16 protein-coding genes are annotated in these 21,522 nt (G+C 66.7%); 8 read left to right on the top strand and 8 right to left on the bottom strand.

What is annotated here, in order from left to right:
* Window positions 1-6: 6 nt before the first annotated feature.
* Both AC1DNE_RS11335 and AC1DNE_RS11330 read left to right on the top strand, forming a co-directional pair.
* The gene (locus AC1DNE_RS11335) at window positions 7-435 is read left to right on the top strand and encodes a MarR family winged helix-turn-helix transcriptional regulator (RefSeq protein WP_441468396.1); all 429 of its coding nucleotides are present in this window, start codon (window positions 7-9) and stop codon (window positions 433-435) included.
* Window positions 436-513: 78 nt separating this feature from the next.
* Window positions 514-1,407, top strand: a complete 894-nt coding sequence (locus AC1DNE_RS11330; RefSeq protein ID WP_476766076.1) for an alpha/beta fold hydrolase — start codon at window positions 514-516, stop codon at window positions 1,405-1,407.
* Between the two features lie 2 nt (window positions 1,408-1,409).
* Here AC1DNE_RS11330 and AC1DNE_RS11325 read toward each other — a convergent pair whose 3' ends face one another.
* From AC1DNE_RS11325 to AC1DNE_RS11305, 5 genes are all read right to left on the bottom strand, one after another.
* Window positions 1,410-2,183 carry a hypothetical protein gene (locus AC1DNE_RS11325; protein ID WP_476841051.1) on the bottom strand — a complete coding sequence of 258 codons (774 nt, stop codon included), beginning with the start codon at window positions 2,181-2,183 and terminating at the stop codon, window positions 1,410-1,412.
* Window positions 2,184-2,192: 9 nt separating this feature from the next.
* A complete protein-coding gene (locus AC1DNE_RS11320; RefSeq protein ID WP_476766078.1) occupies window positions 2,193-4,547 on the bottom strand; it encodes an OmpA family protein in 2,355 nt (784 codons plus the stop codon).
* A 271-nt stretch (window positions 4,548-4,818) separates the two neighbouring features.
* Window positions 4,819-6,207: a porin gene (locus tag AC1DNE_RS11315; RefSeq protein ID WP_441468400.1), complete on the bottom strand. Its 1,389-nt coding sequence runs from the start codon at window positions 6,205-6,207 to the stop codon at window positions 4,819-4,821.
* Between the two features lie 404 nt (window positions 6,208-6,611).
* Window positions 6,612-10,913, bottom strand: coding sequence for a translocation/assembly module TamB domain-containing protein (locus AC1DNE_RS11310; protein WP_476841050.1), 4,302 nt, complete (start codon window positions 10,911-10,913; stop codon window positions 6,612-6,614).
* Between the two features lie 140 nt (window positions 10,914-11,053).
* The gene (locus tag AC1DNE_RS11305) at window positions 11,054-13,066 is read right to left on the bottom strand and encodes an autotransporter assembly complex protein TamA (RefSeq protein ID WP_476766080.1); all 2,013 of its coding nucleotides are present in this window, start codon (window positions 13,064-13,066) and stop codon (window positions 11,054-11,056) included.
* Window positions 13,067-13,333: 267 nt separating this feature from the next.
* Between AC1DNE_RS11305 and AC1DNE_RS11300 the strand changes: the two genes are divergently transcribed.
* Window positions 13,334-14,602 carry a GGDEF domain-containing protein gene (locus tag AC1DNE_RS11300; RefSeq protein WP_476841049.1) on the top strand — a complete coding sequence of 423 codons (1,269 nt, stop codon included), beginning with the start codon at window positions 13,334-13,336 and terminating at the stop codon, window positions 14,600-14,602.
* A gap of 52 nt (window positions 14,603-14,654) precedes the next feature.
* On the opposite strand, the gene AC1DNE_RS11295 is transcribed toward AC1DNE_RS11300, so the two are convergent.
* Entirely contained in the window at window positions 14,655-15,410 is a 756-nt protein-coding gene (locus AC1DNE_RS11295) for a hypothetical protein (protein WP_476766082.1), read from the bottom strand.
* A 131-nt stretch (window positions 15,411-15,541) separates the two neighbouring features.
* On the opposite strand from AC1DNE_RS11295, the gene AC1DNE_RS11290 reads away from it, so the two are divergent.
* Entirely contained in the window at window positions 15,542-16,066 is a 525-nt protein-coding gene (locus tag AC1DNE_RS11290) for a DUF4142 domain-containing protein (protein WP_441468405.1), read from the top strand.
* An 18-nt stretch (window positions 16,067-16,084) separates the two neighbouring features.
* Here AC1DNE_RS11290 and AC1DNE_RS11285 read toward each other — a convergent pair whose 3' ends face one another.
* Both AC1DNE_RS11285 and AC1DNE_RS11280 read right to left on the bottom strand, forming a co-directional pair.
* Entirely contained in the window at window positions 16,085-16,501 is a 417-nt protein-coding gene (locus AC1DNE_RS11285; RefSeq protein ID WP_476841073.1) for an alkyl sulfatase dimerization domain-containing protein, read from the bottom strand.
* A gap of 23 nt (window positions 16,502-16,524) precedes the next feature.
* Window positions 16,525-17,349, bottom strand: a complete 825-nt coding sequence (locus AC1DNE_RS11280; RefSeq protein WP_476841048.1) for an MBL fold metallo-hydrolase — start codon at window positions 17,347-17,349, stop codon at window positions 16,525-16,527.
* A 270-nt stretch (window positions 17,350-17,619) separates the two neighbouring features.
* Here AC1DNE_RS11280 and AC1DNE_RS11275 point away from each other — a divergent pair, with 270 nt between their 5' ends.
* From AC1DNE_RS11275 to AC1DNE_RS11260, 4 genes are all read left to right on the top strand, one after another.
* On the top strand, window positions 17,620-18,756 hold the full coding sequence (locus AC1DNE_RS11275; protein WP_441468407.1) for an ABC transporter substrate-binding protein: 1,137 nt from the start codon (window positions 17,620-17,622) through the stop codon (window positions 18,754-18,756).
* Window positions 18,757-18,881: 125 nt separating this feature from the next.
* A complete protein-coding gene (locus tag AC1DNE_RS11270) occupies window positions 18,882-19,760 on the top strand; it encodes a branched-chain amino acid ABC transporter permease (protein ID WP_441468408.1) in 879 nt (292 codons plus the stop codon).
* Window positions 19,757-20,764: a branched-chain amino acid ABC transporter permease gene (locus tag AC1DNE_RS11265; RefSeq protein ID WP_476841047.1), complete on the top strand. Its 1,008-nt coding sequence runs from the start codon at window positions 19,757-19,759 to the stop codon at window positions 20,762-20,764. The genes AC1DNE_RS11270 and AC1DNE_RS11265 overlap by 4 nt, the downstream gene beginning before the upstream one ends.
* Complete coding sequence (locus tag AC1DNE_RS11260; RefSeq protein WP_441468410.1) at window positions 20,761-21,504, top strand: ABC transporter ATP-binding protein; 744 nt, start codon at window positions 20,761-20,763, stop codon at window positions 21,502-21,504. Before AC1DNE_RS11265 ends, AC1DNE_RS11260 begins: the two co-directional genes overlap by 4 nt.
* Window positions 21,505-21,522 lie beyond the last annotated feature (18 nt).

The raw sequence follows: 21,522 nt of genomic DNA, 5'->3' as shown, positions 1-21,522 counted from the left end.
CAGACAATGCCACCGCGCGACACCTTCCTGACCTTCCGGCTGGATCAGCTGAGCCAGACCGCGATGGCGAAGGCGTCGCAGGTCTACAAGGGGCAGCTCGGCCTCAACATCCGCGAGCTGCGTGTGATCCGCGCCATCGGGGACGCGCCGGGGCTGTCGTCCCGCGCACTCTCGGAAGCGACCTTCATCGAGCAGACGCTGATCTCCAAGCATCTTCGCAAGCTGGTGGACGAAGGCCATGTCCACCGCCAGCTCGAAAGCGCCGATGCCCGGAAGGTCTCCCTCCATCTCACGCCGAAGGGCGAAGCCATCAGGAGGGAGGCGGACAGGCTCGGCGAAGAGATGGAGCACGATTTCCTGTCCGTACTGACGCCGGAAGAACTCGATGTCTTCAACCGATGCCTCGCCAAACTGCGGCGTTGGGGAGCGGCCTGACGGCCAGCCGTGAAACCCGGCTTCCACCCCTGCCATCGGCGTGGTTAGGTGCCTCCAGCCCTCCGCCTCGAGTCCCTTATGACCTCGGATACCGCCTTCACCTCCCGCTTCGTCAGCGCCCGCGACGGGTTGAAGCTGCATTTGCGCGACTATGGCCCGCTCGAAGCGACCGCGCTGCCTGTCGTCTGCCTGCCGGGCTTCGCGCGCACGGCGGCCGATTTCCACGAGCTGGCATTGGCTCTCGCGCAGGACGAAACCAAGCCGCGGCGCGTACTCGCCCTCGACTATCGCGGCCGCGGGCTCTCGGACTACGACCGCAACTGGAAGAACTACGACATCCGCATCGAACTCGACGACCTCATGCAGGTCCTGGTCGCGATGGGCATCGATGAGGCGGTCTTCATCGGCACCTCGCGCGGTGGGCTTCTGACGATGGCGCTGGCGGCGGCACGTCCCGCCGTTATTCGCGGCGCGGTCCTCAACGATGTCGGCCCGGTGATCGACGCGCGCGGCCTGCTGCGCATCCGCGGCTATGTCGGCAAGCTGCCGGTGCCGCGCAGCTTCTCGGAAGGCGCCGAGATCCTGAAGCGGCTCTCCGATCAGCACTTCCCGGCGCTCAGCGAGGCTGAATGGGAGATCATGGCCCGCCGCACCTGGACGGATCGCGACGGCCCGCTCAAGCCAGACTACGATACCAGGCTCATGAAGGTTTTGGAGGAGCTCGATCTCGAAACGCCGCTGCCGGTACTCTGGACCTATTTCGACGGGCTCAAAGCGGTGCCGCTGCTGGCGATCCGCGGCGCGAACTCCGATCTGCTGGCCGAGAAGACCCTGCAGGACATGGCCGAGCGCCATCCCGATTGCGAGGTCTACAGCGTTCCCGGACAAGGCCATGCCCCGCTACTGGGCTCGAAGGACATGGCCCGGCGCATCGGCAAGCTGATCGCACGGGCCGAGCGCCGAGCAGCCTGAATTCAGGGTTTCGGCGGTTCCGCCTTGGCTTCGCTAGAAATGTCCGCGACGTTGCTCTGCCCGAACGATCCGTCGTCGCGCGACGTCTCCACCTGTCCGGCCTTGGCGCGAGCGGCAAACTCGGTATCCGCCCCCGTTGCCAGCACCTTCGCCTGGCCAACCCAGTCTTCACGCTCGATGCGACCGGGAAAGGCCAGGTAGCTGCCGACCCATTCGATATTGTCGGGCGTCCAGGCCGCGATCTGCTCGAAATGCCAGATGCCAAGACCGTGCAAACGGCCTTCGTTCTGCCGGCCGACGCCCTTGATCAGCTTCAGATCGTCCGCTTTGCCGCCGCGAGCCGCTGCCTGACCGGGAGGCCGCCGGCCGGGCAAATCCGCTTCGTTCTCGACGGACGGGAGCGCATCGGTGGGCACCTCCCGAGCTGCTCTTAACGGATTTTCGACCTGTGCAGCGGTTGTGGACGGCTGCGCTCTACGAGCGGATGCCCCCACCGCGCTCACAGCTGCCGGCCTGGGCAGCAAGCTGGCGCAGACGCAGCCCGCCCAGTACGCAGCGATGAACAGCAGAGCGGTCTCCACCCATGTCGCGACGGCACCGTTGAGCCATTGGAACCAGGCCAAGGCTGCACCGACGGCCCAGAGCACGGCGACAACGGTCCAGGCGCCGTTCCACAGCCGGACCTTACCGCCAGCATGGCTGATCCAGCCCATGGCGAGGCCCAGGCCAAAGGCGGCGAGCAGGAACCAGACGAATTGGCTGGCGAGATAGAGCATGTCCGCCTCCTACTTCGCCACTGTGAACTGGACGCGGCGATTCATCGCCTTGGCTTCCGGCTTATCGTAGGGCGCGATCGGACGCGTGCTGCCATAGGCCTTGACCGCGAGCTTCCCCGGATCAATCCCGCGCCGCGCAAGCTCGTCGCGCACACGCAGAGCCCGCCGAAGCGACAGATCCATATTGTCGAAGCCGCGCCACTCGCCATCGCGATTGGCATGCCCCTCGATAGTGACCTGAGAGCCCGGGCACTTCTTGAGGATCGCCGTCGCCTCGCCGATCACCCGCTCGGTCGTCGCGTCGAGTTCTACGGCCGAGGTTCCTTGCCCGAACAGCACAGTGTTGCGCGTGGTCAGGCCGTCGAGATCGTTCTGACAGCTTGCCGGCGGGTCGACGACGCAACCGGTCTGACGCAGGCTGATCACGACGTCGGCCTTGAAGCCCGGTGGCAGGCCAGAGGCGGCGCTGGTCTCGACCTCGCTCCTGATCAATTCGCGGCAGGTCAGTCCGCGGATGCTGACGAGATCATCCTCGACAGAAGCGGAGCCGAGATCCAGCCGGAGCAGATCGGTGAGGACAACCCGCGCCGCAGCACCGAAACCGGCCGGTGCCCCCGGCACGACGACCGCCCCATCATCGAGCCGATCCTTCAGCGGGGAATCGGCAACGAGCGAACGGAGAGCAGCACGCGTCATTTCGTCAGGAAGAAAACCGGCCAGGCGCAGGCCGGTACGATCCGCCGACAACCCCAGCCGATAAGGCCGAACCGCGACGCTGTCCGGCGGAGACCCCATGGTGAGCCCTGCCGGACCACCTCGGGCAAGGAGATCGTGCAGCTCTCCGAGAGCCGCGGCGTCCGCAACCTCGCCGGCCACGACAAAGGCCTTGTCGTGGATCCTCACCGATCCCGCCTTCAGCTTCGACAGGACCTCAAGCGCGAAGGACAGCGACGCCGGGATGTCGAGTTCGGTGTGCAATACAGGCTCGACCCTCATGCGGTCGTCGAGCGCCGTTTCCCCGAACAGGCGCCGCGCCACGGCCGTTACATTGGCGCGCTCGGCTTCACTCGGCAGAACTCCGCTCAGCAAGACGCGCCCGTCCGCGCGTCTTGCGTTCCATTCGAGCTGCACCGGAGTTGTCGCTGGCTGCACGCTTGTCGGATCAGCGACCGGAGTGGAAGGTGTCGCCGGTAGCGTGGCAGGCCCGGAATCGAGGGGTACCGTGGAAGCAGAGGTGGGGTGACCGGGTGCCGGAGCTGCCGGCAGCACGTCCTTCAGGATCAGGCCCGGCACCTCGGGCGGCGGCACGACGACAGGGGCCGGCGGCGGCTCCGGAGGACAGTCGATCTCGACCCGCGCGACCGAATCGGGGCCGTCCAGCTGTGCGATCTGCAGGCGCAGTGCCTGGCAGGCCTCATAGTTGTCCGGTCCCTTGCCGGAGAGCGTATAGACATCCCCGCTGAGCTCGGCTCTGCCTTCCCGAAGCCGGGCAAGGTCCGCAGCGGCCCGCGCGATTTTCTCGAGGAACGCGGACGGCGCGCCGTCTCCTGGCTGCAGTTCATCGCGCAGCGCCACCGCCGCCCCGAAGGCACGCTGCACCGCCTGGAAGAGCTGCCTGTGAATCTCGTCGTTCGGATAGAATCCTCGCAGGACGAGCTCATTGTCGGCACGGTGCTCGGCGCTCCAGCGATAGGGTGTGACGGTCGGAGGCTCCAGATCGCACTTCACTGCCTGGAAGCCGGGCCGGGCCAACTGCACCATAGCGGCCTCGAGAGCGCGGAACGCATCGGGTGTCACGGCCTTCCCCTCGATGCAGAAGCGGCTGTCGTCGAGCGCGATCCGTCCGGAAGCCAGCTTCGGCAGTTCGGCGATCATCGCAGCGGTCATCGCCGCGAAGCCGTCCGGCGCGCCGAATGCGATAGTCTGACGATCGTCGATCCGCAGGCCGGGCAGTGCAGCGCCTGCTGCAACGAGATTGGCGGTCGCCGTCTCGATATCTGGGACGAAGCCGCCGAGCGTAACGCTATCCGAGAGCCGGCCCGCGAACCATGAATAGGGCTTCTGCGCAACGACCTGCGACAGACCGCCCAGCGCCCGGCGGACGCCGAATTCGGCGCGCAGATGCGCCATGGCGCGGGTGGCGCCGTCGGTCGACAGGACCTCCCCGGAAATCGTGACGTCTCGGCCCTCGACCTGTGCCACGATAGGACGGGCGCCCGGGGCTTGACCGGCCTCTGCGGCAACGGCTCGCACCGCGCGCTCGCCGACATCCTGCTCGATGGCCGCGTCGAGCCCGACATTCCCGGCGCCCCAAAGCAGGACCAGTGGAATCAGACCCCAGAACCAGCGCGCCGGCTGCGACATGTCACGCCCCCCTTCACCTGCACTGGTCAATGCTCAGCCCCAGGCATCCGACAACCGCGACCGGTCCATTCTATCAATAATTTACCTGACGATCCGCAGGCTTTTGTTTCAACCGCCGGCTTGCACCGAACCGTCCAGGTCGCCGACGCGAACGGTGCCTCCCTCGGATCCGGCTCGACCGTGACCGCCCGTCAACCGCGGCGTTCCCAAGCCACCGGCAATAAAAAAGCCCCGGGTTTCCCCGGGGCTTCCGACTGAGATCGGAGACCGATCAGAAGTCGCGCTGGATGCGGAAGCGGCCAGCAACGGTGTCGTCGGACTTGATACCGAGCACGCCGCTGCGGACGTTGGCGTTGCTGACGACGCCGACCGGCGAATTGACGTCGAGATGCGAGTAGAGCACTTCGACACCGATATCCAGACCGGAGACCGGCGACCAGATCAGAGCGCCAGCGAGCAGGAACTCCTTCGGGTCCGCCGAACGAGCGAAGACACCGTTGAACGCAGTCGCGTTGACGTCGTTGTACTTGAACTTCAGCTCAGAGTACGACGCGCTGATCTCGGTGCGGATCGTCGGGGTGAAGAAGTGGCGGAACGCCGCAACAAGCGACCAGCCGGTCGAGTTGTTGATGTTGCCGGTGATCGGGTTGATCGAGGCATCGGCGAGCGTGAGGGAGCCAACGCGGCCGAGGCCGAGGCTGGCCGGGGACCAGCCGAGGTAGCCGAGGGCGCCGTCAGCATAGGCAGCCTGCAGCCACAGAGCGTCGCCAGCGGCGAGCATCGGCAGGTTGATCTTCACGCCGCCCTGGATGGCCCAGACCATCTCATCGCCGTTGACCGCAGTGATATTGGTCGCGGTGGCGTAGCTACGCTGACCGACCATACCGGACAGCTGAGCGGAGCCCCAGCCCTGATCGACGCGCAGCGAGGCGACGAGATCGGGGAAGTTCTGACCCTGAGCGGTAACGGCAATACCGCCAACGCCGGGGGTGAGCGGGTTGAAGATTGCGCCCGCGAGCTCGCGGCCCGAGGTGCCCGAGGTGCGGTCTTCAGCCGAGATCGTGGCCGAGAAGCCCGAACCGAAGGTCGCGGTGTAGGCCAACAGGTTGACGCGCGAGTCAGCCGTACGGATCGAAGCGAAGTTCAGGTCCGAAGCGTAGAAGTCGAAGAACGACTGAGCGCGACCAGCGGTGATCGGGCCGAACTGCACGAACGCCAGGTCGACCAGCGAGCCGGTCGAGGTCGACGACGGGCCACGGACGAGGCCGGGAACGGTCGAACCAACGTTGAACGGGGTGACGGCGCCCTGGTTGTAGATGCCGGTGTTGTTGGTCAGCTCGTAGCGGATGAAGGTGCGCAGGGTGCCGTAGGCGGTCTGCGTGCGGACGTCGACGTTCAGACGACCACGGGCGCGGGTGCCGTAAGCATCCTGGAAGTCGCTGTAACGCGTGCCGATGGCGTACTCGGCGCGAACGCGGCCCGAGATGCGCAGGCAGGAGTCAGTGCCCGGGATGTAGAAGAAGCCAGCACCGTAGGCAGTGCAGACGCGAACGTACTCGACCGGAGCGGCCTTCCGCGAGGGAAGATCGGCGGCCTGAGCCCCGGCGACCGCGGCGATGCCGGCGGCGGAACCGAGGAGGAGGCTCTTAACGAGCTTCATTTGGTAACCTCCAAAAGAGTTTCGAGACCCTCGGGCTTCAGCCTGCCCCCCGCCCCAGACTTTCAGCCTGATCGCAGAACCTGCCTATTCCCGGTCTTTCGCCCGCGTCACCGACCTATTTCGGAGGCGAGGACGAAAAACAGCGACCGGGAACGTCCCGACGCATTCCCACCATACGAAAGCGCCCTCGCCGATCAACCAGGATCAGCCGCCAAGGGCTGTGCATGGGATGCTTTGAAATCCGGTGTTGCAGACGAGCCACGCTTTGAGGCTCGAAATTTACGAACCATTAACCCCGCGGGCGCCGGCAGGCCGGTTTTGAACAGATCCAAGGGGGAATCATGAAGCTCCGGAACCGCTCCGGCTGCGAATCTTGGCGCGCGCGATTCCCCGGCGCCGGACGATCAGTATTCCCACTCGGCGCCGATTCCGACGGCCGCGCTGCCGTCCGCTCCCGTTTCAGCCTGGAGCTTCAAGCGCTTCGTCACGTCGACGCCGACCGAGATACCGCTGTCCTCGGGCTTCGCCCCGACCTTCACGCCGACGGAGACGTTGTCGCTGATGTAACGCGAGGCGCCGACGGTCGGGCCACCGGCGCCCATCTGGATATCGAGATTGTCGACGCCGAGCGACTTGCGCAGCCGCTCGAAGGTGTCATCCCCGCCGCCGCCGGCGAACTGGGCTGCAGCCTGGGCGAGCTGGAGCGCCTGGAAGGGGGAAAGCGAGCCGGAGGCGCGGGCAAAGAGCAGCCGCGACAGCACCTCATCCTGCGGCAGCTCGGGCTGCGAGGTGAAGGCGAAGCTCGGCTGGTCAGCCGGGCCGCTGACGGTGATCCTGGCCGTCACGTCGCCCGCGCTGGTCTCGGCGACGAAATCCAGCTCGGGAATCAACCCTCCTGCGAAGGTGAGTCTGCCGCGGCTGAAGTCGAGGCGCTGCGTGAGCACGCTAAGGCGGCCGCGCCGCAATTCGAAGCCGCCATTGAGGACCGGCGCGGAAGATGTGCCGCCGACGCGGATCTCGCCGCCGAGTTCGGCATCGATGCCGCGCCCGCGGATGAAGACGCGGCTGGGAGCCGACACCGTCAGCGCAAGCGCCGCATCGAAAGCGGGACCTGCCCGCCCGCGGCCGCGCGCCTCCCGAGCCCGACGCTCTGCGGCGAGCCTGGCGGCGGCGGTCCCGCGTGCATTGATGTGCTTGATGCCATCGACCGGCCGAAGCGAAGCCGGCAACCGGTCGGGAACCGAGACCTCGAGCGATGCGATATCGATCCGCCCGCCGATCCGGGGGCGCTGCGCCAGCGGGCCGCTGATCTCGAGATCCATCCCTGCAACCGCGGTGACAAGCCCGCTGGAGACGAGCTGGGCGCGGTCGCCGCGGATGCGGATATTGCCCGGGAAGCCCGCAGCCGGGTCCACCTTGACCTGGCCGCTGGCCGAGATCGTGCCGCCATTGGGCGCACGCGCCGAAGCGCGTTCGATCGTCAGATTGTCGCCATTCGCCGCGACGCGGGCCTCAATGTTGTTGAGCCGTATCCCCTGCAGCGCATCCGTAAAGCTGCCGTTCGACAAGCCGGCGTTGCCGCTGAGGCGCGGTGCGGACGCCGTGCCGCCGGCACGCATGTCGACGGCGACGCTGCCGGTCACACGTTGCCCGTTCACGGCCAGCATCGGATTGGCGAGCACGGCGTCGACGCGGCCTTGCGCGGCCAGATCGAGCGGTCCGGCCGCGTTCAGAGGCGCAGTCCCGCGCAATGTCAGGCTGGCGCCCCGGCCGGCATTCACCGTGGCGGAAACGCTGGTCGCATCGCCCTTGAAAGCCCCCTCACCCGTGATCTCGACCGGCGGCAAACCGGCCTGACGCGTCTCGGGCGTCACGAGCTGGGCGATCCTCAGCTTCCAGGGGCCGGCGAGATCGCCCGGCTTGCCCTTGACCTGCGCCTCGGCGTTCAGGGTGCCGGAGAGATTCAGATTGGGCGATGCGATGCGGGCGGCCGCGAGCGGCACGTCGCGGGCCGTGAAGCGCAGATCGAGCGCCTCGCCGGCCCGGCCATCGAGCGTCACCCTGCCCTTGTCGATCATCAGGGCTAGGTTGGCGATTTCGACGCCCGAGGCCGGGAAGCTCAGCGAAGCCGGGTTGGCGAGCGTGATCGCCCTGCCGTCGCGGCGAGCATCGAATGAGGCGATCTCCAGCTTCAACGGTTCGCCTGGCACCAGCCGGCCTGCGCCCTTCAGGACAAAGCCGCGTGCATTCGCGCTCAGCGTGAAGGCGCTGGCGTCGGATGCGCCTTTCGAGTCGAAGCGGATGGCACTGATCGTCTCGCCGGCGGCGACCGCGCGGTCGATGGCCACGGCCGCGTCGAGCATCGGCCGGCCATAGATGTCGCGGGCGCCGAGCTTGGCATCAAGCTTGTCGATGGAGACAGACGGCCCGACGAGACGCGAGCCGCGCGCCGTCAGGTCGACATCCTGTCGCCCATCTGGCGTAGCGAGGATGATGTCCGCATCGAGCTGGCCGCCCAGCTTGGCCAGCGCCAGCGCCGAAAGGTCGTCGAGATTGCGCGCGGCCAGCGTCAGCCGGCCGGCTGCGCGGCTCGCCGGATCGAGCGTGAGACCGCCGTTCAGCCGGACCGAACCGATCGAAAGGTCGAGTGTCGAGAGGTTCCAACCGTCGTCGGGCTGGCGCGCGAGCTCGATCCGGCCCGTCGCCGGCTTGGCATCGACTTCGCCGGTGAGCGCGACGCTGGCGTTCAGCGCTCCCTGCAGGTCCTTCACCACGGCATCGATCGTCAGGCGCGGGATCGGCCGGGCGAGAGCGGTCGCGTTTGCGACGGCGATTCGCGCGGTTGCATCGAGTCTGTTCTGCGGGCCGGTGATCTCGGCAGTGATGTCGCCGCGACCGGAGAGGCGCGGATCGGCGCGCTTGAGATCAGGCAGCGCAAGCGCCAGCTTCAAGCTGGATTGCTGCCGACCGAGCGAACCATCGGCGGTGAAGGCGGCATGCTGCCCGGCCACACGCAGGCCGTTCACCGTGTAGTCGCCAGCAAGCGCATTGACGCGCCCGGCAAGGGTGAGATTGCCCGCCAGCAACCGGTCCACGACGGCAGCGCCGGTGGCGAGACGCTCGGCCTTGCCGTCGAGCGCGGCGGTGTAGTTGTTGAGGCGCGGCGTCGCGTCGAGATCGGCGGTGACCTCCGCCCTCCCCCCGAGTGGACGCCCGGCAAGTCCGCTGAGCCGCGAAAGATCAGGCAGGACGGCCTTGAGTTTGCCGAGCACGCGCGCCTGGCCGAGCTTGCCCTTGTAATCCAGCTCGACGCCGGAGAGGGCCAGCTTCAACGTCTCGAAATCGGCGGTACCATCGTCCTGCGCGGTGCCGCGCAGCGTGAAGGTGACTTTGTCGCCCACCGCCCGCGCCAGCGCCTTGTCGGTCAGCGCGATCCCGCTGGCTTCGCCGTCGGAGGTCAGCGCGATGCGTGTCCCCGGCTCGCCGATGGTGCCGGTCGGCGTCGCGTTGAAGGTCAGCCCGACCTTGCCGAATCGGCCGGCCGGCATGTTGGCGTCCTGCGCCTCCAGGGTCGCGACCACGGTCGGGCCGGCGACAGGACCGCGGATCGTCGCGTCGAAAGCCAGTTTGCCGATCTCGGCGCCGGAGGCGACAGTCCGGCCATCGGCATTTGGACGCGAGGCGGCGCTGACGCGGATATCGAGCGTCTTGTCGGCGTTGTAGCGGCCGAGCACGTCCAGCCGCGCGAGCGCGGAGACCAAGGCGAGACTACGGATGTCGACGCCGCCGTCGTCCCGGAAGCCGACCGCGCCGTCGAGGCGGGTCGAACCGGCAAAGACGGGAGCAACCGGCGCGGGCATCAGACCTTCGATGCGCGCATCGAGCGCAAGCGCGAGTTGGCGCTCGACACCGGCCCGGTTGAGCGTCGCCGAGCCCTCCGCGCCGATCGTCGGCCCCGCGGTGAAGGTCAGGTTCGAACGGAAGGAATCGAGTGGCCCGTCGCCGTTGAGATCGAGCTTGACCGGCGGCTCGCCCGGCAGGCCCGCGACCTTCGAGATCAATCCACCGGCCGGCTCGTCGAGCTTGGCAGCGAGCTGGAGGCGCGTCGTCTGCGGGACGAAGGCGAGATTGACGTTGAAGGTGCCGCCCATGTCGAGGCGGCGCGCCTCGAATTTGAGGTCGAGCCCTTCGCTCGGTGGGCCCAGCGATGCCGAGCCGGTCGCGCCAAGGCGCGCGGCGGCACCGAGAACCGGCTCGCCCAAAGCCAGTTCGTTGAGCTGGAAGGCGCGCAGGATCACCTTCAGCGGCAGCTCCGGCAGGATCGGCTCGTTGCTCGGCGCAGCACCGGCCGGTTGCCGGGCGGGCCTGCGCAGGAGTTCCAGCTTGCCGATCTCGAGGCGGTCGACATCGAGGCGGCGCAGCAGCAAGGCGCTGCGGGTCCAGATCAGGCGGACACGATCGAGGCGCAGCCAGACGCCGTCGCGGTCGGAGAGAACGATGTCGCGAATCTCGACATCGGAGGAAAGCGCGCCATTGACCTCGCCGATCGAGACCTGGCTGGTGTCGCTGGAAAGCGCCTTGGAAATGAGATCGGCGACGATGCCGCGGTCGCTCTGGGCATTCTGCGCGAGACCGCCGAAATGGGCGGAGACGAGAAAGCCCGCCGTGAGCAGGGCGAAAAGCCCCGCCGCCCCGCGAGCCCTCATCCTGAGGAGTCGCGAAGCGGTTTCTCGAAGATTGGCCCAGGAGGTTGCCGAGCCCGCCGAAGCACCCTTCGAGACGCGCCTAGCGACGCTCCTCAGGACGAGGGCTTTCATATCGGCGAGGTGGGTCAGGAGCCGGCGCATCAGAAGGCCTGCCCGATGCTGACATAGAGCGCGACCGGCTTGTCGCCCTTGCGCGGATTGAGCGGCGCGGCGACATCGACGCGGATCGGGCCGATGCCGGTGTAATAGCGCAGGCCCAGGCCTGCGGCCATCTGCAACGGCTGCTTCCCGTCCGGGAAGGTCGACTCGTAAGCCGTTCCGGCATCGAAGAAGGGCACGATGCCGATCGTATCGGTGAGCTTGATGCGCGCCTCGGCCGAAAACTCGAACAGGCTCCGCCCGCCGACGACCTGGTTCAGCGGCCCCAAGGGCGCGATGCTGCGATAAGCGTAACCGCGCACGGAGCCGCCGCCGCCGGCATAGAAGAGCCGCGTTGCCGGAATTTCGTTGAGATTCGCGCCCGCGACCGAGCCGAAGCCGATGCGGCCGGCCAGGACATAGCGGGCATCTTCGTCGAGCGCATAGTACGCGGAGACGGCCGCCTTGGTCTGGTAGATGCCGACGGTCGAGCCGAGGAAGGCCGGATAGGCGGCAAAGGATGCAGCCGCCCGGACGCCGCGCGTCGGATCGAGCGGGCTGTCGGTCGAATCGTATTTCACCGAGAGCGGGATGCCGACCAGCGTGTATGTCACCTGGCCGAGCACGTCGCTGGTCTGGCCGCGTTCCACTTCGAGGCCGGCCTGGACCGAGAAGGTGTCGCTGAAGCGACGCATGATCGCGGTGGTGACATTGGCGTAGCGCGCCGTGTAGCCGCCATAGCGGCTGGTGCCGACGCGCTCGCGCGTCGCGAAGCCGTCGAGCAGCCAATCATAGCGGCTGCCGCCCAATGCCGGCTTGAGGAAACTGAAGCCGAAGCGCCCGCCGATATCGGATTCCTCGAAATCCCCGAAGCTCCTGATCTTGGTGCCGTCAATGCGCGGCACCAGGAAGATGCTGCCTTCGAGCCGCAGCCGCTCGGCCCCGCCGAACAGATTGCGGTGCTCCCAATAGGTCTTCACCGTCGGGCCATCGATGGTCGAATAGCGGGCCGAGAACCCGAACAGGCGCTTCGGCCGCTCGGTGATGTCGACGAAGATCGGCAAGTTGCCGGCACGGTCCAGCTTGTCGCCCTCGCGAATGCGGACGGAACCGACAGCGGGAATCTTCGCGATCGAGCGGCGCGTGTCGGCCAGCGCCTTGGGCGAATAGGGATCGCCGGGCTCGAGATAGATGAAGGAGCGCACGACCGCGGGCGGAATCTCGTCGGTCTGACCGACCGTGATGTCGCCGAAGCCGGCCAGAGGGCCGGGATCGAGGACGTAGGTGACGTCCATGATGCCGGTGGCATGATCGACAACCGGCCTGAGTTCGACCATTTTGGCGAGCGGGCGCGACTGGGCACGCATATAGTCGACCAACGCCGCCTGCGCGCCACGCAGCGCAGCCGAGGTCGCCGGCTCGCCCTCCTTCAGCTTCGAGACCTTGAGCGGGTTTGCGATCGCCGGCGGGCCGGACTCGTCGCGCTCGACCACGTCGATCTTGCGCAGACCAAAGACCTTGCCGGGCCGGACCCTGATGGTGATCGGCACCGCATCGCGATTGCGATGCGCTTCCAGCGCCCGGATCAACGTCGCGTTCGGCTCCACCCCGAGCGTCAGCGAAACGCCGTCGACGACCATGGCGACGTCGGCGTTGAAATAGCCCTGCGACCAGAGCGCGTCGACGAGCGGGTTGAAATCGGCGGCCATGCGGCGGGCCAGCGTCTCGCCATCGGGCGGCGCATCCTGGCGCAGCCGATACAGCAGCGAAGCGTCCTGCAGGGTACGCGTCAGCGTCTTGGCATTTTCAGCATCGCCGAGATCGAAGTCGAGCTTGTAGGGCAGGCTCGACGCGCTCGCCGCCGGCGGCTCGTCCTTCTTGGTGAAGAGGCCGAACACGTCCAGCGACGAAAGGTCGAAAGCCCGGGCGGATTCAGCCTGCAGGCCCAGCAGTGTGGCAAACGCACAGCCGCCGCTCAGCGCGACGGCATGCCCAGCCCTACGCCACAACCGCATCCACCCTCCAAGCCACGCCGCCACACAATCGAAACCGTCTCCGATACCCGCCGTCATCATAAGGCGGGAGCGAGCATGCGCAATGCTCAAGGATCTGTAATCCTTCGGACTGCCCGCCGGATTCGAAAGAGCCTGTCGTGAAAAGCCTAAGCATTGGTTTTCAAGAGCCCGAAGGTTAATAGCTGAAACTCACCACCGTTCCCGGGTGCGCTATCGGGCTGAACACCGTTGATCCCTCGTTAGAACGAACTGCGATAGACCCTCAGCATGCCCGGCACCATCCTGCTGTTCACGCAAGCCCTGATCTATTTCGGCGTCATGGCCGCGCTGTTCCGGCTGCGCCACCTGATGGGGCTCGGCGCCTTCCTCTGCGCGCTCGGTGTGATGCACTTTCTGGAGACCTATCTCGCCGCGGTCTTCTTCATAGAGCTGCCCTTCGGCCTGCTCTCGCCGGGTTCGACCGTGCTGTTCTCGGGCAAGCTTGCAATCATCCTGCTCTTCTACATCCGGGAAGACGCCGAGACGGTGCGGCAGCCGATCTACGGACTGCTGATCGGCAATTTCCTGATGGTCGCGCTGGTGGCGACCCTGCGGCTCTATGGCCCGCCGGTCACGCTGCCCGGCTACAATCCGGACCTCGTCCTGATCGACCAGATGGGCGCGCTGATGGTCTGGGGCACGACGCTGCTTTTCATCGATTCCATTGCGCTGATCCTGCTCTACGAGAGGCTGCGCCTGCTGCTGCCGCGATCGCTGGTGCTGCGCTCCTGCCTGAGCCTGGCCATCATCCTGACCTTCGATCAGGTCGGCTTCTTCATTGGACTGCATATGGTGACCGGCACGCCGCTCGGCGCGCTGTTCGGCGGCTGGGTGGCCAAGATGGGCGCCGCCGCGACCTATGCGACGCTGATGGGCCTCTACCTCAACCTGTTCGAACGCCGGACGCCGGAACTCGCACCGCAGCCGCTTTCGGACATCTTCCACAAGCTGACCTACCGGCACAAATACGAGGAACTGCTCGGCAAGAGCGGCCGCGACGCCCTGACCGGCGCCCTGACCCGGGAGCGCTTCGAGACGCTCGGCCAGACCATTCTGGCGCGCAGCATCGCGGCACAACGGCCCGTCAGCCTCGCGATCCTCGATGTCGATCATTTCAAGAGCATCAATGACCGCTACGGCCATGTCGTCGGCGACGAGGTGCTCCGGCGCGTCGTGGACTGCCTGCGCGCGGAAATCCGCGGCGACGATCTCATCTTCCGCTATGGCGGCGAGGAATTCGTCGTGCTTTGCGAGAACATGTCGCATCCTGCGGCCCTGGCTTCCGCCGAGCGGATGAGGGTCGCCGTCCACCGCACCCTGGCCCAGGAATTTGCGGCGGCCCCGACGATCAGCATCGGCGTAGCCACCTTCCCCGACGATGCCAAGGATATTCGCGGCCTCGTCGCCCATGCCGATGTGCATCTCTACGAAGCCAAGCGGCAGGGGCGTGACCGCGTCGTCGGCAACGAGACGGCGCCGCTGGTGCAGGAGGCCTAGCGCCTGCCGAAGAGAATGCGGCGGCCGCCTGCGCGCCCGCCGCTCTCGTTTCTTACCGGAGCGTCAGAGAAACAGTCGCCAGCGGCGAGAGCTTCGTCACGACCTCGCCCTTGCCGGGCGAGAGCACGCCGCCGCAGAGGCTGCCGGTGGTGATGATCTGCCCCGCGCGCAGGCTGCCGAGGTTGTCCTGCTGGCGATTGGCCCAGGCCAGGAAGGGCACCATCGGATCGCCATTGCCGTGGACGGCGGGCTGATCATAGATCGTCACGCCGTTGAGCGAGATGAAGCAGCCCAGACCGGTGAGGTCATCGAGCGTCTTGATGTCGACCTCCGGGCCGAGGACGTAGCCGCCATGGCCCATCGCGTCGGCGAGCCAGAGCGGGAAGGCGACCTTGCCATGCCAGTTGGCGAGGCGGCTCTCGACGATCTCGATGCCGAGATAGGCCTTGTCGCAGCAGGCGAGCAGCTCGGCCCGCGAATAGGGTTGGGCCGGACGGAAAGGCACGTCGCGCGCTAGCCGGAGCGCAAGTTCGATCTCGACGCGCAGCTCGGCCCCGATCGCGCCCTCATAGACATCGCCAGCTGCGAGGTAGGGGCCGGGCATCAGGCCGGCGACCGGCGTGCCGTCCTCGGCGATGCCGACCTTCCAGCCGGCTTCCGGCAGGTTGAGTGCCCCGCCGACTGCCGCCTGCGTCACATGACCATCAGCAAGCGTCTCAGGAATCGGCAGACTCGCCGTCTCGATCAGGGAGCGCTCGCGGCGGGCCCTTATGAGCGCATCGCGCACAGTCTCGACAGTGGTCGGCATGGAGTTCCCTCAGCGTCCGGCAGGGCAAAGCGCCTTTGCCCTGCTAGCGCAGCGCCCGGAATGGGACAAGGCGCGCGGCCGTGAGGCACCCATGCGATGGAACCTGCGGCCTTCTTCCCGGTTGCCGAAACATGATTTCGAAGCATCACCGTTTTCCGGGGGCGTCGGTGCTCGGCCTGGCCGCGCTGGCCCTGCTCTCGACCGGAGCCGTTCGTGCCCAGGAGGCAATTCCCGCGCAGGACTTCGTCACGCAAACAGCGGTCGCCAACATGTTCGGCGTGGAGTCGGCGACGCTCGCCCTGCACAAGAGCAGTTCCCCGGCGATCAAGGATTTCGCCCATCGCCTCGCGGATGACCAGGCGGCGGCGACCAGCAGCCTGCGTCGCATCATCGCCAAGCGCTCCGACATCGCCCTGCCCGACCGTCCGGACGGCAAGCATCTCGACCTGCTGCGCGATCTCGCCGATAGGCAGGGCGCCGATTTCGACAGGGCCTATGTCGATGCCCAGCGCAGCGCGCACCACGAATCGACCGTCTTGATGGAACGCTATGCCGGCGAGGGTACCGACCCCGAACTCAAGAGTTTCGCCGCCCAGACGCTGCCGGTGTTCCGCGAGCTCGAACGGAAGGCGAGAGAACTCCCGGCTGCGCCATAGAACGGCCCGGCCTGGCCCTCAGGCCTTCGACCGCCGGGCGGCCTCGCGCTCGTAGACTGCCAGGAAGGCCTTTCCCATCAAGGAGCTTTCCGTCCCGATCAGCGTCCGCAGCACGTCGGCCCGGATCGCCTGAATCGGATCGTCGTCCGGCACGGCGGCGCCAGCGAGTTCGGCGAGTTCGACGGCCAGCCGTGCCTGCCCCTGCCCGGCGAGAGCAAGAGCCCGCTCGGCCAATTTGTCCGCACCGCCGGCGAGCCCGGCCAGCTCCGATGCCAGCTCTGTGGTTCGAGCCGGTTTGAGATGCGCCGCATTGCCATCGAACCAGCCCGCATAGAGGTGATAGATGCCACGGACGAGGAACTCCGGGTCGTCGTATTTCGCGAGGAGATAGGGCTTCGCGAGATACGCCTCCGGTACTTTGACCCCGTGCAGGATCTCGTCGAGCGTCGCGCCCCGGTTCAGCAGCGCGAGCGTCTCCGCACGAGATGCTCGAGTGCCTCCGCACCATCGCGGAGCATCTGCCCTGCCCGCTCCGCGCCGAAGACCACCGGCCCGTGCCCGGGGATCAGGACAACCGGCGCGAGCAGCTCCATCCGTCGCAAGGCAGAGGCCCATTCGGCGGCATAACGCTGGACCTTTCGCGGATTGCCGGCATTGGGGAATACCCAGATCACAAAGTCGCCACTCGCCAAAACCCGGCGCTCGGGCAACCAGACGAAGGTGGCGTCGTCCGTCTCGCCCCGGCCATGGAAGAGCTCGATCCGCTCTCCGCCGATCGCCAGCAACAGCCTGTCGTCATAGACCTCGTCCGGCCGCCGCTGGCCGATCGGATAGACATAGCCCGGCTTGTCGAATTGCTGGCCCTGGACGAGGCTGTTGAAGCCGTGGGTGTCCTCGTAGCGCTGCATGCGCCGCGCGACATTGCGGTGAGCGACGATCCGCGGGCGCGGAAGCCCGCGCCTGTCGGCCTCCTCGTCGATGACGGTGATGCCGCTGGTATGGTCGATATGGCCATGGGTGAAGATGACGGTGTGGATGGGGGAGTCGTCCCAGGAGCGCACGATATCGAGCGTCTGCTGCGCCGTCTCCGGCTTCGCAGTGTCGATCAGCACCAGCCCCTCGCTGGTCCGCATCGCTGTCACGCTGCCGCAGAAATAGGTCGTATGGACCGTGATGATGTTCTCCGCGACATGAGTGATGGCGCCGTGCGAAACCGCTGCGGTCCATTTCTCCATCGCGGCGCTGCCATTCCAGAGCTGCTCGAACAGCGCGTCCTGATTCATTCGAACATCTCCGCAATCCCGCTGCCTTGCCGGTATAGGTCACATATCGCGGCGGCCTCATCAAACGGATCGCCGCCAGCCGATGTCAGTGGCGCGCTCGACCGGACGGCTCGCGTCGCCAGCGCTTCGCCCCTCTGGACATCCCGGCCCAAAGCCGCGCAATAAGCGAATGCTTGCGCTGCGTCAGGGCTCGCCCTGCCCAGCAACGCGAGACGCTCTCGTCGATGGAACGAGCCGGCGAAGAAAAAACGGCTTGGGAGGAATGTGGATATGAAATCGCTCTGGGTCATGGCCGCCGCGCTCGGCGCCGCCCTCAGCCTGCCCGCACAGGCGCAGGACAAGGTCAAGCTGGTCGACGTCATCGAATTGTCGGGTGCGGGCGCCGCCGCCGGCACCAACTGGAAGAACGGCGCAGATATGGCCGCCGCCGACATCAACGCGAAGGGCGGCATCCTCGGCAAGCAGGTCGAGATCGTCCATTACGACACGCAGACCAACCCCGGAAACACCCGCGCCGCCGTGCAGCGTGGCATCGACGAAGGCGCCTATGCGATCCTCGGCCCGATCTTCTCCGGCCCGATCGGCGCTTCCATGCAGATCTCGCAGCGCGCCGAAGTCGCCCAGATCGTCGGCGGCGAGGCGGCGGGTTTCACCCGGCAGGGCAACCCCTACATCTTCCGCACCTCGATCAGCCAGGCGGCTGCGATGCCGAAGATCGCCAAGTACATGAAGGACACGCTCAAGGCCGGTTCGATCGCCCTGGTCTGGGTCAACAACGACTTCGGCAAGGGCGGGCGCGACACCATCCTGCCCGAGCTCGAGAAGGCCGGCATCAAGGTCGCCGCCGACGTCTCGACCGAGCAGGGCCAGGCCGATTTCACCGCCGATGCGATCAAGGTGAAGAACGCCAATGCTGATGCGGTCTTCGTCTATCTGAACGAGGAGGAGAGCGCCCGCTTCCTGCGCGCCGCCAAGCAGCAGGGCATCACCAAGCCGATGATCGGCGAGACGACGCTGCTCGGCGCCAAGGTGCTGGAACTCGCGGGCGACGCCGCCAACGGCGCCAAGGGCCATGTCGGCCTCTCGACGGATGCGCCGATCCCTGCCTTGCAGGAGTTCGGCAAGCGCTATCGCGAGAAGTACGGCTTCTCCTCGGACCATAACGGCATCAAGGGCTACATGGCCGTCTTCATGGTGAAATGGGCGACCGAGAAGCAGAAGAAGTTCGACCCGAAGGGGCTGGCCGCCACGCTTCGCGGCGCGACCATCAAGGCGAGCGAGGAGCCGGGCATCCTGATCGACACCGTCATCGAGCAGAACGGCGATCTCGACCGCGAGAGCTTCCTCGCCGAGGTGGTGAACGGCAAGCAGGTGATCAACACCACCCTGCCGAAGATCAACCCGTAAAGTCCGAACGTCATTCCCGGGCGACGCGAAGCGCCGACCCGGGAATCTCATGACGAGAAGGCTGGTTTCCGAAATGGCCGGGTCAAGCCCGGCCGTGACGCCAGTTGCCCGAGATAAAATCAGCCATGGCCGAATTCGTCGCCTATCTCATCGCCGGCATCGCCACGGGTGCGATCTACGCGCTCGCCGCGATCGGCTTCACGCTGGTCTGGCAGACCTCGCAGACGATCAACTTCGCGCAGGGCGAATTCGTCATGCTGCCGGCCGTGCTGATCCTGCTCGCGGTCAAGCTCTTCGGCCTGCCGCTCTGGGCCGGCGGCCTGATCGGCATCGCGGTCTTCCTGCTGATCTTCGGCGCCGGCTTCAAGCTCGTCGTCGTCGACCCGATGATCAAGCACGGTGTGCTGCCGCTCGCCATCGCCACCATGGCGCTGTCGATCATCATGAAGGAAGGCGCCAAGGACGGCTTCTCGGCGGAAGCGCAGAGCTTCCCGTCGCTTGTGCCGACGGACATGATCAACCTGCTGGGCGCATCGATCTCGCTGCAGCATGTCGCCATCATCGTCGTCGCCTTCGCGGCCATCGGCCTGCTGCAATGGTTCGTCGGCGGCACCAAACTCGGCCGGCAGATGCAGGCGACGGCGCAGAACCCGACGGTTGCGCGCATCCTCGGGATCCCTGTGGAGCGGATGGTGCTGCTCACCTTCCTGCTCAACGCCGCGCTCGCCGTCGTCGCCTCGCTGCTGATCTCGCCGATCTATCTGGCGAAGTTCTCGAACGGCGAGACCATCGGCCTCTTCGCCTTCATTGCCGCCATCGTCGGCGGCTTCAACCAGGTGCGCGGCGCGCTCGTCGGCGGCCTCCTGATCGGCGTCGCGGACTCGCTCGCCGCGGCTTATGTCTCGTCGCAGTATCGCCTGGCCGTGCCGCTGGTGCTGCTGGTCGCCATCATCCTGATCAAGCCGGAGGGACTGATGGGCCGCAAGGAGGAGCGCCGCATATGAGCGCCCCTGCCCTGCAAACCTCCGCCGCTTCGCCGCGCCGCCCCGCCCGCCGGATCGACGCTGCGCTGATCGCACTCGTCCTCGGTGCCGTCATCCTCTGGTTCGCGCCGGTTGGCATGGGCCGCTACGGCACCTATGTGCTCTCGCTCTGGCTGGTGATGAGCATCGGCGTGATGGGGCTCAACCTGACGCTCGGCTATGCCGGCCAGAGCTCGCTGGCACAGGCCGCGTTCATGGGGCTCGGCGCCTATGCCACCGCGATCCTGACGACGAAATACGGGGTGAGCTGGTACGCGGCCTTCGGCCTCTCGGGCCTGTTGACCTTCACTGTGGGCATCCTGCTCGGCTTCCCGGCGCTGCGTGTCMGCACGCATTACCTCGCCTTCGTGACACTCGCCTTCTCGACGTTGATCTGGCTCGTGCTGCGCAACGAGCAATGGCTGACCGGCGGCGTCTTCGGCATCTCCAACATCAACCGGCCCGAGTTCTTCGGCATCAAGCTGTTCGGCGCGCTGGAATTCCACCGCTTCGTCGTCGTCGTCACGCTGATCCTGTCACTGGCGCTCTGGTGGCTGATCCGCAGCCCCTGGGGCCGCGCCTTCACGGCGCTGCGTGAGAACCCGGTCCGGGCCGCGAGCCTCGGCGTCGATACCCGGGCCTACACGCTCCTCGCCTTCGCGATCGGCTCGGCCTATGGCGGCTTTGCCGGTTCGCTCTATGCACCGCTGGTCGAGTTCATCGACCCCTCCCCGTTCTCGCTGTCGCAGAGCCTGTTCCTGCTGCTGATGGTGGTGGCGGGCGGCGCGGGCTATCTCTTCGGGCCCTTCGTCGGCGCGCTGCTCGGCGTCGTGCTGCCGGAGTGGCTGCGCTTCGCCGGCTCGCTCTACCTCATCATCTTCGCGACGATCGTTCTGGCGCTGCTGATCGTCTGCCCGCAGGGCGTCAGCGGTCTCCTCGAGCGCGGCTGGGCGGCAATGCGGCGCAAGACGGGAGGGGCGCCATGAATCCGGTCCTCGAAGTCCACGACCTGCACAAGGCCTTCGGTGGCATCAAGGCCGTCGATGGCGTCTCCTTTTCGGTGAAGGAGGGCGAGATCCTCGGCATCATCGGGCCGAATGGCTGCGGCAAGTCGACCCTGTTCAACTGCATTCTCGGCCAGCTCGAACCGACGCAAGGCGCGGTGAAGCTCGACGGGCTGGATGTCACCAATATGCGCCCCTCCGCGCTCAACCGCCTCGGCGTCAGCCGCACCTTCCAGCTCCTGCAGGTCTTTCCCGAACTGTCGGTGCGCGAGAACCTGATCCTCGCCGGGCAGGAGCATCAGGGCTCCATGCTCGGCCGCCTCTTCGGCGCGCGCGATGCGGGGCTGTCGGAAAAGGCCGAACAGATGATCGGCTTCTTCAAGCTCGGCCATCTCGCCGAGGCCAAGGCCGGCGGGCTCTCCTATGGCCAGCAGAAGCTGCTCGACGCGGCGATGGCCTTCATGGCCGGGCCGCGCCTCGTGCTGCTCGACGAGCCGGCGGGCGGCGTCAACTTGACCATGCTGGGCGACCTGAAGGAGCGGCTGCGCGCCATCAACGCCGAACAGGGCGCGACCTTCGTGGTGATCGAGCACAACATGGACTTCGTGATGAGCCTGTGCTCGCGCGTGATCGTGCTGGCCGAAGGCAAGATGCTGGCCGAGGGCACGCCGGCCGAAATCCGCGCCAACCCGGCCGTGATCGAAGCCTATCTGGGGCACTAGGGAACGTCATGCTCGGGC

The sequence above is a fragment of the Allobosea sp. 05L423 genome (assembly GCF_056397745.1).
This window is presented reverse-complemented; position numbering and strand designations above follow the sequence as displayed.